Annotated in this window: 9 protein-coding genes and 1 pseudogene; 3 read left to right on the forward strand and 7 right to left on the reverse strand. The window is 42.2% G+C overall.

Annotation, left to right across the window (positions count from 1 at the left end):
• Nucleotides 1-177: 177 nt before the first annotated feature.
• The 7 genes from A3775_RS17470 to A3775_RS17500 form a co-directional block, all read right to left on the reverse strand.
• Entirely contained in the window at nt 178-510 is a 333-nt protein-coding gene (locus tag A3775_RS17470) for a hypothetical protein (protein WP_066383497.1), read from the reverse strand.
• A complete protein-coding gene (locus A3775_RS17475) occupies nt 510-896 on the reverse strand; it encodes a hypothetical protein (protein WP_066426028.1) in 387 nt (128 codons plus the stop codon). Before A3775_RS17475 ends, A3775_RS17470 begins: the two co-directional genes overlap by 1 nt.
• A 370-nt stretch (nt 897-1,266) precedes the next feature.
• Nucleotides 1,267-1,518 carry a DUF4351 domain-containing protein gene (locus A3775_RS17480; RefSeq protein WP_082803777.1) on the reverse strand — a complete coding sequence of 84 codons (252 nt, stop codon included), beginning with the start codon at nt 1,516-1,518 and terminating at the stop codon, nt 1,267-1,269.
• A gap of 84 nt (nt 1,519-1,602) precedes the next feature.
• Complete coding sequence (locus A3775_RS17485) at nt 1,603-1,908, reverse strand: DUF4090 family protein (protein ID WP_066383502.1); 306 nt, start codon at nt 1,906-1,908, stop codon at nt 1,603-1,605.
• Nucleotides 1,909-2,031: 123 nt separating this feature from the next.
• The gene (locus A3775_RS17490; protein WP_066383503.1) at nt 2,032-2,286 is read right to left on the reverse strand and encodes a hypothetical protein; all 255 of its coding nucleotides are present in this window, start codon (nt 2,284-2,286) and stop codon (nt 2,032-2,034) included.
• Between the two features lie 73 nt (nt 2,287-2,359).
• Nucleotides 2,360-5,437 carry a phosphoenolpyruvate carboxylase gene (gene ppc, locus A3775_RS17495; protein WP_066383505.1) on the reverse strand — a complete coding sequence of 1,026 codons (3,078 nt, stop codon included), beginning with the start codon at nt 5,435-5,437 and terminating at the stop codon, nt 2,360-2,362.
• A 171-nt stretch (nt 5,438-5,608) separates the two neighbouring features.
• On the reverse strand, nt 5,609-5,848 hold the full coding sequence (locus tag A3775_RS17500; RefSeq protein ID WP_066383508.1) for a hypothetical protein: 240 nt from the start codon (nt 5,846-5,848) through the stop codon (nt 5,609-5,611).
• 323 nt (nt 5,849-6,171) lie between these two features.
• Here A3775_RS17500 and A3775_RS17505 point away from each other — a divergent pair, with 323 nt between their 5' ends.
• From A3775_RS17505 to A3775_RS17515, 3 genes and pseudogenes are all read left to right on the forward strand, one after another.
• A complete protein-coding gene (locus A3775_RS17505; RefSeq protein WP_066426030.1) occupies nt 6,172-9,162 on the forward strand; it encodes a DUF1574 family protein in 2,991 nt (996 codons plus the stop codon).
• 69 nt (nt 9,163-9,231) lie between these two features.
• Nucleotides 9,232-10,731 carry an MBOAT family protein gene (locus A3775_RS17510; RefSeq protein WP_066426032.1) on the forward strand — a complete coding sequence of 500 codons (1,500 nt, stop codon included), beginning with the start codon at nt 9,232-9,234 and terminating at the stop codon, nt 10,729-10,731.
• A gap of 206 nt (nt 10,732-10,937) precedes the next feature.
• A pseudogene (locus A3775_RS17515) lies at nt 10,938-11,701 on the forward strand (photosystem II q(b) protein); the annotation flags it as partial.

Raw genomic sequence — 11,701 nt, forward strand, 5'->3', positions numbered from 1 at the left:
TCGTAGTAAGGACTTTAGTCCTTATTTTCTTAGCAAGTTTCGTAGTTAAGCACTTCCAGATAAAAAATCTCCAAAATGTAGGGTGCGTCAGTACGATAAACCCTGGCTATACCAAGAAAATCTTCATCCTGACGCACCCTACTAACTAACTTTAGTCCTTATTTTCTTAACACTAAACTACTCATATCTATATTTTTTCGATTTAATCACTTCAATCACATCATCATGACGTTGACCTTCGATAATGTCACTTAAATGAATTTTACCTTCAATATATTGTAAATGAATCCGCCAGCCAGATAACTTATCAATATCAGCACGGTATATTGCTTGTTTAATTCCCTTCACTTTACGCAGTCTTGTCTTGGGAAAATTTCTAGTTCTATGACATTCATTATCTTCTAATTCAGCCAAAGCTTCTAGAAAATCTATTTTGAGATTATCTGGTAAAATCTCCATAGCTTCGTGGATAACACCATGCTCATCTAAGAGGGGTTTAATCCGTGACATTAACTAGAAATTACCTCAATTTCTCGGCATTTAACGCTAAAGTCTTGGTAGAGAGACTCGGCAACTGAACTATATGCTTTGCAAGCATCTTCAGTGTTGACAACCCTGAATAATGTTATTACTGTTGTATCAAAAATTGGGTCATCGTCAATAGTTACTATTAATCTGATATCTTTATTGATAATTAAGGCATAAAGAGAAGAATCAAAATCATCACTCAGCTTAATTTCTTTCAGTTTAAAAGCTTGATTTTCTAAAATACTGCGGTTTTTTGATAGTAACTCAACATAACGGTTGAGTTTTTTAATAATTTTAAATTTATCTTTATTGCTAAATTTATCTAAATCTTGTTCAAATTCCTTCGTAGATTCAATAAGTATTTCCATTTAGATGCTTCCATCAGCGAAATCTAAAATCCACTTACAATTTAACTCATAAATATAAATAATAGAAGTATTTTAAGTTGAGTTATTCCCAGTTAAATTTTAACAGCGATCGCCTTGATAAATCAGTTAAAATATCGTTGTATTTAGTATAGGTTAGCCTTTACAGTTTTTAGTGCAATTACAGGCGGTACGCTGGTTTGGCTGGTGAGACAGCCTCCTGTAGAACGTTAAATTTATCAATGGGTATCATGTATTGCCTATGAGATAAATCAGGTGCGTTACTGCGTTAACACACCCTACGCAAGAATACTAAAATTATCACAAGCAATGTCTGGAGACAATCAGGACAGCTTCTAAGCATTTGGTATGTTTAACTAATTCGCCCCTGCAACCAAGCCTGTAAATCAGCTACACTGCTAAAATCTAGCAACGCTTCCCCCAACTCTTCCAGCATGGGTAATTGCAAACCCGCAACCACAGAAAGCACATCTTGGGGGATTTCTCCCAATCGCTTCGTTAGCTGTCGGATAATAATATTAGCCGTCGCTTCTCGTCCTTCCTCTCGTCCTTCTTCCTTAATTTCTCGATAAACCCTTGTTTGTTTCAGTGTGATGTCTAACATTGACTCCACCTCCGCGCGACTTAGTTGCTCAAAACGGTGAAAATATGCCTCAACATGATGCGTAGGCGTAGCCTACGCATAAAATTACTTACCGCCGTAGAAAAAGGCAATTTCTTTTTCCTTCAGGGGTGCGAAACCTGCGTCTGCTAGTAATTGCTCTAGTTCTGCTTGGGGGATATGTTTGGCACCGATGCGGACAATACGAGAACGCATAGTATTAGATACACCACTACGTTGTCTGTTTGCTTCTAATGCCATGACTTTGTTGTATAGGTCTAGCTTGGCAGTAGGAATTGGCGTACCATCAAAATCGATGCCTTTAGCGATCGCTTCATCAATAGCATCAGCACCCTTAGTAGTGGAATTTACTTCTTGAGTTTCAGCAGACATGGTAATTTTCTCTAAAAGTTATAGGTATATATTACCAGTGATGCTGCTTTTGGGGACTGGGAACAGGGAAACCAGGGGAGCGGAGAGAGCAGGGGAGAAAAACTAATGACTAATGACTAATGACTAATGACGATTTTCTCGTATTACCAAACCACCAGCAACAGCACCTAAAATTGTCCCTGTCCAAATCCCTCTTGTACTACCTTGCCATGTTGCGCCGGGTGTCATCCAAGCTTGACACATTTGTTGTAAACCCCAAGGCTGATTTTGACACTTTTGGCTATGCGCCATTAAGGTGATTTGTCCGCCGATATAACCGCCGAAAAACCCTGATGTGAGTGCTAAAAAAGTACAAATTAAAACAGGATGTTTAGTCATTAGTCATTAGTCATTAGTTATTAGTCAACAGTCAACTGTCAACAGTCAACTGTCAACTGTCAACCGTCAACCATCAACCTGTATTTCTCATCCCCGCAGCAATGCCGTTAATCGTTAACAGCGCACCTCGCAGTAACTCACCCTTGCTGTAACGAGAATGAATTACGCCGGAGGTGGCAATATTGCGGCACTGACGCAGACGTTTGAGGAGGGAAACTTGGATAAAACCAAGGGGGAGAATTGTCCCGTTGCGTAACTGTACAGAACGTTGTAACACAGGATCGCCATCTAATAAGCGATTATGAGCGGTAATTTTGAGGACTAAATCCTTTGTGAGATAGTATTCGCTGGCGATTTTCTCAAATACCTTTTCAAAGCGGGGTTTGTCTTCTGGGTTCGATAATTCCTGCACGTAATGACGCGCCATTTGCATATCTACTTTTGCCAGTGTCATTTCCACTTTGGAAATTACCATCTTAAAGAATGGCCATTTCAGGTAAAAGTAGCGCAGTAATTTCAGGTGTTCTTCTGGTTCTTCATTCAAAAATTCATGTAACGCAGTACCGACACCGTACCACGAAGGCAGCAAAAAGCGGGTTTGTGTCCAGCTAAATACCCAAGGGATGGCGCGGAGACTGCTTAAATCTTTTTTGCCAGAGGGACGACGGGCGGGACGAGAACTAATTTGTAGCTGGCTAATTTCTTCAATGGGGGTGACTTGGTGGAAGAAGTCAATAAAATCGGGCTGTTCGTAAATTAAAGCCCGATAATGCTGGCGCGATCGCGCGGCGAATTCTTCCATAATCTCATTCCAAGGTTCGATGTCATCAAACCCTGTCCGTAGTAAGCTAGCCTGAATTACTGCCGTGGTGATGGTTTCCAGGTTGTATAAAGCCAAGTCCAGCAAGGAGTATTTAGAAGCTAAGACTTCTCCTTGTTCAGTAATCTTGATGCGTCCGTTGATACTATGCCCTGGTTGTGCCAAAATTGCCTCGTGGGCAGGGCCGCCACCCCGTCCTACAGAACCGCCCCTACCGTGGAAAATTCGCAGGTTTACGCCGTATTCTTCGGCAATTTTCTGTAAGGATTTTTGGGCTTTGTGAATTTCCCAGTTACTACTTAAAAAGCCAGAGTCTTTGTTACTGTCAGAATACCCCAGCATCACTTCTTGTAAGTCGGGGGTGAGGGGAAAAGTTTCTGCTGGCAGGGGAAGATGGGGAGAGGGGGGAAGATTTTCTTGAGTACCGTTAAGTACGGCGTAACCACCAGCTAACAAGGCGCGATACAAAGGTAGTTCAAACAGTTCTCGCATGATGCTGCGGGAACGTTGCAAGTCTTCCACGGTTTCAAATAATGGTACAACTTGAATTGTACCGACTGCGATCGCCGGGTCAAATAATCTGGCTTCTTTCGCTAACAGCAAAACTTCCAGCACATCGCTTACCTGACGGCACATACTGATGATGTAGGTTTTGCAGATGTTCACCCCAAATTCTTGCTGTAGCGATCGCACTACCCGGAAGGTTTTAATCACATCATTAGTCTTGTCAGAAAATGGCAATTCTGCTGAGATTAATGGGCGACGGGTTTGCAGTTCCTGAGTTAACCACTCAACGCGCTGTGCTTCTGAGAGTTCGTTGTAAGATTGGGGTAAGATTTGCAAGTATTCCAGAATCTCATTCACAGCATCCGAATGTCTAGATGATTCTTGGCGGATGTCTAACTGGGTGAGGTGAAAGTCAAAAATCTCGACTTGACAGATGAGATTATCGAGTTCGCGGCAACTTAAACCAGTTTCCTGCAAGTTACGCTGAATTAACCGCAGTTCTGCCAAAAAATCCGCCCCGGAACGGTACATGGGGCTATCTTCGTTGGTGGGAGTTTCGCCCTTATATAAAGCTAAATTACGCTCATGGGTATTTTCGAGCCGCTTGAGAACATAAGATAACTTCAGGCGATAAGGTTCTTGACGATATCTTAAAGCCAGCGCGTCGTAAACTTCACTTAACTGCGATTGATCTAACTCTAGGGACTCCAGCAAATCTGGTAAAACGTCGCTCCAGTGCATAGAGATACTCAGTAACTCTATCAACTGTTTGACTGACTTGATATATCTCTCTAGCACCATTTTGCGCTGATAGCAAGCTGTCTGCCAAGTTACTTCCGGGGTGACAGATGGATTTCCATCCCTATCTGAACCTACCCAAGAACCAAAGGCACAGAAATTTTTACTGGGTGGTTCTAGCCAAGGAAATGTTTTATCCAAAGCGAACTTGAAGCGTTTATACAATTGGGGAATGCCATCAAATAACACTTCTTGGAAGTAGTGCAAAGCATAATCTACTTCATCTAAAACCGTCGGTTTGAATTGGTGCAGTTCATCAGTACGCCACCACAGGCGAATTTCTTCTAGTAATTTTTCCCGTAGTTCTGTTGCTTCCCAAGGATAGCCACCACCATTCTGAGTGTGATTTTCTACAGCATCTAGTTTTTGTAGTAGTTTCACTACTTGGCGTTGTTTATCGCGGATGGTGTGGCGGACAATTTCTGTGGGGTGGGCTGTAAATACCAAGCGCACATCCAACTGGGAAATCAAACGTTGAATTTGTTGGGGGGGGACATTCAACCTATGTAATAGGGGAAATAAAGCGGCGAATGTGCCTCTTTGTTTATTTTGCTCCCTAGAAGCACCGTTTTTGGTCAGCCAATCCATTCCTCCTGCACCATTGCTAGTGCAATCATCTTCATTTTGGTTAGAGGAATAGGTGATATTGTGAGTATTTTCCCGATGGGGTGGTTCTGGTTCCACTTCAGAATAGCGGGTTAATTGCTGCCGTTGTTCGTATTCTTGCTCTATGATGTTGATCAACTGAAAATACAACGCAAAACCCCGTGCTGCCCGGATGGCTTCGTTAATATTTAACTGTTCAATCAACTTCACAGCAGAAGTGGCTTGGTCTGTTGTGGCTTGTCCTTCTGGGGAACACAAGTCACGCAACTGCCGCAATAACTCTACCATATTCTGCCCGCATTCTTGCCGGAGTACGGACTCCCACAATTCTTCGACGATTTGCAGACGACGACGCAAAAATAATTCTGAGGCGGGGTATAAATTGGCAGATTCAGATAAAGAGTATAAAACAGAACTCATATTGTTTCTCTAGTAAAGCCGATTGCTGTCCAACGGTTGTCAGGCTAGTGCCGCTACGCGGAAGTCAAAAATTACAGTCAAAACTCAAAAGGCTGATGCAGTCTGCTTGGCGTTGATTTTGCTGGGTTTTTAGTTGACATCGCGGGGAGCATTTTTTTGCAAGTATAATTTTTATCTGTGTGACTTTATTTCATTGTCCTCTGGAAAGGGAAGAATTGGCAGGCGATCGCCGCGAAATATTTCCTCACTGGCTTGTCCTAAAGATTCTAGGGCTTTTATTGTCACTTTTCCGGTGGTCAGCAGCAGTAGTATAGACGCTGAACCGATTTGTACAAGGAAAGATTGGGGAATGCTGAAGACAACCAAATTCAATCCTGATTCATGTTGGGACTGTTGGGTAATAGGAGGCATTGTTTTGTTGTTAGTAAATGGTCAAAGAGTAGAATGAAACGCAAAACTCAAAATCTGTATGACTTGCAACCGTATACAACTATTCTGTCTCAGTTAGCAAGCCCAAAAGGTAACAAAAGTGTTAACAAAAAATAGCAAAATGTGATAGACCTATGGTTCTAGTTTACAAGTGCAGGTACTACCCCCCAACAATCAGTCAAAAGTCACAAATGTTCAACCCCCTGGCTATAGATAAAAAAACAAGTCATTAGTCATGAGTCATGAGTTTTTCGCTTCCACTCCCCTACTCCCTACTCACTGTGTTGCTTCAGAGTTAACTGCCCATGAAAAAATTACGATCAGATAGCCAGCAATCCTTATTGCAATGGGTAAGCCAAGCAACAGGGATTAACTCTGTTGGGGTAAAAGTCCGATTACGGGGAAATGACCTTCATATTTTGTGTGAAGGTGAGAAGTGTCCTCAACGCTGGCGTACTTTATCCGATTTGCTTCATGCACTCCAGCAAACAGATTTAGATGCTTTAACCAAAAGTGAACAACCCTCAATATACCAAGTATTCGTCTACGGGCGAAAGAAGGGGGAATATCGTCCCCAATGGTGCCACAGAGTCTACTTAAATCAACTAGATCGCCATTTAGAACAGGTAGAACTAGCTTTATTAGCGGATGCTGCTAAAGCCCCTGGTGGCGCGCTGATTCTTTCTAATGAAAGTTTGGCACGGCGAGGTGATCCCAATGCGATCGCCCGTTATCTCAGTGAAACCCTGAGTGCGATGGGTGTGGGGGTACGGGTAAAAGTTAAGCAGGATGAGTCTAGTGAGGACAATACATCTGATCGGCTGTGGATACTTTGTCAGTCAAATTACAGTCCCGATCCTTCCTTGATAGCCGAACCAGTAGCCCAGCAATTGCGACAATTAAAGTTAGCTGGCTATCAGGATGCGGTGATTGTTTCCCAAATTACTGGCGAGACAAATCATAATTGGCGGTTACGAATTGATTTGACACCGCCAGAGGTGATGCTGAAGGAATGGGCGCGGTGGGGTGATGTGCAAGCGATCGCCCGGCTGTTAACCGCAGTCTTATCCGATTTACAAATTACTGTCCAAGTTTCTCTCCAAGAATCTACTTTACATATTTTTTGCCTACCGCTTGCTAACTCTTTAGAAGATGCCTCGGCACCAGATAAAGCCTTATGTATCAAAAAGATATCACAGCAACTCGAAGCGATCGCCCCGCAAGCTATTCTCGCCGCTACGATTTACGGACAAAAAACTCCAGATGACAAACAACCACAATGGATTGATTGGTTGACTTTACCTGCCAACGAATATCCGGCTTTGGCTACCCCAGCCTTGGAATTAGCAGCAGAAGGTGATGAACCTGCTATTATTTTCTTACTCGAACGCCTACTTAATCCTAATTTAGATCGGCGACTCAAAACAGGCGGTCTACGGGTGCTGCTGCGGCGCAAAGATGATTTATACCACATCATGTGTGATGCACCCATTTGTCCCAGTCGCAAGCAAGTAGCCCCGAAAGTTACCCAGTTTATTCGCCAACTTAATATCGCTGGTATTGCTGGGGTGCGGGTTTACGGTAGACGCGCCGGTAATAAAGAACCTTTTTGGCATCATGGTGTAGATTTAGCCCAGCGTCAACGCTTAGTTCCCGAAGCTACCCCAGAATTTGCGGCTACTTCTGAATATGTCAGCGACTTAATTACCCAAGACAACGACGAAGCAATTTTCCGCCCTGATTTAACTACAGAAGAAGTTCACAGTTTTGTCAGCAAAGTTGCTCAAGATTGGCTAGAAACTGCCACAACTACTTGGAAAAAATGGCTGTTGAATACTCAGTTATTTATCGAAACTAATCAATCAGTCAACCAAATTCCTGATTCTCAAGGTCTAAAAGTTGCTTTGGTTTGGGGTACTTTAGGCTTGTTGCTGACTCTGCAAACTGATTGGATTTTGGGTTACATTGTGACTCGCACCCTACCAACTACAGCATCGGTTAACAATGTCTCACCCTCCTCATCCTCTCCAGCTAAGTCATCTTTGAGGGAAAGCAATCACCAAAACCAGAGAACAGCATTTTTTACCAGTAGTTCTCAGCCGCAAAATGCCGCCTTTAATGCTTCTGGTTTTACTCAAGAAGACGACAACCAACCGCCAACTTTAAACGCCGCACCTTTAAGAGAAAAAGCTAATGCTACGGCAATTTTGTTAGCGGCGCGGTCTTCTCTGCCCAGTTTTAATGTTAGACAATTAGATGAGCAATTAGCTTTATACAGACAGCGCATAGCTAGAAATGGCAAACCAGCCGATGTGTTAATTATTGGTTCTTCCCGTGCCTTGCGGGGAGTTGATCCAATGGCTTTATCTAAAGCTTTAAAACGTCAAGGTTATGCCAATCTGGATGTATTTAATTTTGGCATTAACGGCGCAACTGCCCAAGTTGTAGACTTTGTAATTCGCCAAGTTTTGCAACCATCCGAGTTACCAAAATTAATTTTGTGGGCTGATGGTTCCCGTGCTTTTAATAGTGGTCGTGAAGATTTAACATTTCAGGCGATCGCTGCATCTCAGGGTTATGAATATGTCTTGCAGCAAGCTCAAACCTCTAGCAATAGCGAAACTCCAGGAAATTCGACCACCGGACAAAATACCACACCACAGCCAAATATCAACCCCTATCAAGCTTTTAATCAAGCTTTCAATCAAATTCTGGGTACAGTTTCCACTACTTACCAAAACCGCAACCAAGTCAAAGCTTTACTCCAAAAACAACTAGAGTCTTTGCCTGTATTAATTGCATCTCAAAACGACCAATCACAAACAACTAAAATCGAAAATTCCCCAGACGAAAATCTTTTATTACACGCAGTAGATTTTGATGGTTTCCTGCCCTTATCTGTGCGGTTTAATCCCGCGAGATATTATCAAAAATATGCGCGAGTTATTGGTAAATACGATAACGATTATAAGGATTTTAACCTAGGAGGTGAGCAAGATGCAGCCCTACAAAATGTTTTGCAGTTTACCAAGTCGCAAAACATTCAATTAGTCTTTATTAATCTACCTCTCACCGCCGAATACTTAGATTCATTTCGTCGCCAACATGAACAAGAATTTCAAAACTATATGTTACAAATAGCCACGAGTCCCAATTTTATTTATCGAGATATCAGTCAACTTTGGCCAAAAACCAATGAATATTTTTCTGATCCTAGTCACCTTAACCGTTTTGGTGCTTACGAAGTCTCGCAAAAACTAGCCACTGATCCGATGATTCCCTGGCCTGTAAAGTAAGCTAACTGAATAAGCACAGGAGAAAAACTAATAACTAATGACTAATGACTGATAACTAATAACTAAAACATGAACTTTATATCTATCACTTACTGTTTTTTCCTACTCAGTGCTTTGGGTATTTATTGGTATGTCGTCCGTCAGCAAATGCGGCTATGGACTTTACTAATTGCTAGTCTGATATTCTACGCAACTCTCAGTCTTCAATACATACCACTGTTATTAACTCTGACGTTTATTAACTTTCAGCTAGGGCGAGAAATCGGGAAAAATACTTCCCCAGGAAAACATAATACAGATTGGCAAATATCTAATGAAGAATGGCAATTTGCCACTATAGATTGGAACCGCAGACGCTGGAAATTGTTATGGATGGGTATAAGTATAAATGTAATAATTCTCTTGGGTTTTAAGTATATAAATGGTGTAATTCAGTTAATTTTTGATATCCCAGTCAACTCACCAGATGGGGCATTAAAAATTGTTGCTCCTTTGGGCATTTCTTTTTTCACTTTTGAATGTATTGCCTATTTAGTCGATGTCTATCGTGGTGCGCCAGCTACTAATCAATTTCTGCAATTTGCCACATACAAATTATTTTTTGCAAAATTAATTTCTGGCCCGATTACGCGCTATCACAATCTAGGTAATCAATTCAACTCTCTGGAATTTCCTACTATTGATAAAGTTGCAGAAGCTTTGTGGTTAATTTCTAGGGGGGCAGTAAAAAAAGGAATTTTGGCAGATAACCTCGGCATTTTTGTCGATTTATGTTTTGGTAATCTGCAACGCGCTGGTAGCACTGATTTATGGCTGGCTACTTTTGCCTATGGCTTGCAGTTATATTTAGATTTTAGCGGTTATGTAGATATTGCCCGTGGTAGTGCTTTACTGTTTGGGTTAGTGCTACCAGAAAATTTTGATTTTCCCTACTTCAGCACTAGCATCGCTGAATTTTGGCGACGTTGGCATATAACTTTAGGCGACTGGTTGCGTAATTATGTCTACTTTCCTTTAGGTGGTTCTCGTCAAGGGTTAACTCGCACCTGCTGGAATTTATTTATTGTCATGCTGATTGCGGGGATTTGGCACGGTTCTGTTTGGGGTTTTATTGTTTGGGGTGTTTATCACGGTTTAGCTTTAGTGGTGCATCGCTTGACTGATGCCATGAGCGATCGCTATGAAAAATTAGCACAATTCTGGCAAAATCCTCTAGGTATCGTTATCGCTTGGCTGTTAACCCAATTGATGGTTTTTACCTCCTGGATTTGGTTTCGTCTCCCAAATTTGCAAGCATCTTCTTGGGTATTTCAGCACCTTTGGAACCATACTGCTGATGCCCAATTTAATCAAAAAGTCTATATAGAAGCCCTGAATACTAGCCCCCATCAAATTACCTGGATGATGCTAATTTTAGCTATGGTAATGTGTATAAATTATCTCTTCCAGGGTAGGCTCAAGCTAGAATTCAACTGGCCTCTCAAACTGGTATTTGTTCCTTTATGCTTCTACGCTGTTTGGTTATTCGCTCCCGAAGGAAGTCTTCCTTATATATACTTTGATTTTTAATATGATAAAGTATATGATTTCACAGATTTAACAACTAGAATATTGTTAACTTTCATAATTATGAGCAGTAAATTTAATCGTGCAATCATTAAGAAATGCTAAGTTCGCTCATTAAATCTACGCAAGTGGATGTATAGTCAATGAAACAGGCGTGAGTCGCAATCACGCCTAATAAATCAGTAAACACTCCAAGCAATTATAACAAAATGACCACAACCTTACAACAGCGTCAAAACGCTAACGTATGGGAGCGGTTTTGTGAGTGGATCACCAGCACTGACAACCGGATTTATGTCGGTTGGTTTGGTGTATTAATGATCCCCACACTCTTAGCCGCAACCGTCTGCTTCGTGATCGCCTTCATCGCTGCACCTCCAGTAGACATCGATGGTATCCGCGAACCCGTTGCAGGTTCTCTAATCTACGGCAACAACATCATCTCTGGTGCTGTTGTTCCTTCTTCTAACGCTATCGGTTTACACTTCTACCCCATCTGGGAAGCTGCTTCCTTGGATGAATGGTTGTACAACGGTGGCCCTTACCAGTTGGTAGTATTCCACTTCCTCATCGGATGTGCTTGCTACTTAGGCCGTCAGTGGGAATTGTCCTACCGCTTGGGTATGCGTCCCTGGATCTGCGTAGCTTACTCTGCACCTTTGGCATCTGCTACCGCAGTATTCTTGATCTACCCCATCGGTCAAGGTTCTTTCTCTGATGGTATGCCTTTGGGTATCTCTGGTACCTTCAACTTCATGATCGTGTTCCAAGCAGAACACAACATCCTAATGCACCCCTTCCACATGTTAGGTGTGGCTGGTGTATTCGGTGGTAGCTTGTTCTCTGCAATGCACGGTTCTTTGGTAACTTCTTCCTTGGTGCGTGAAACCACCGAAACCGAATCCCAAAACTACGGTTACAAATTCGGTCAAGAAGAAGAAACCTACAACATCGTTGCTGCACACGGTTACTT

Origin of the sequence: Anabaena sp. 4-3 (assembly GCF_001597745.1) — a bacterium.
In the GTDB taxonomy this organism is placed as follows: Bacteria; Cyanobacteriota; Cyanobacteriia; order Cyanobacteriales; family Nostocaceae; genus Trichormus.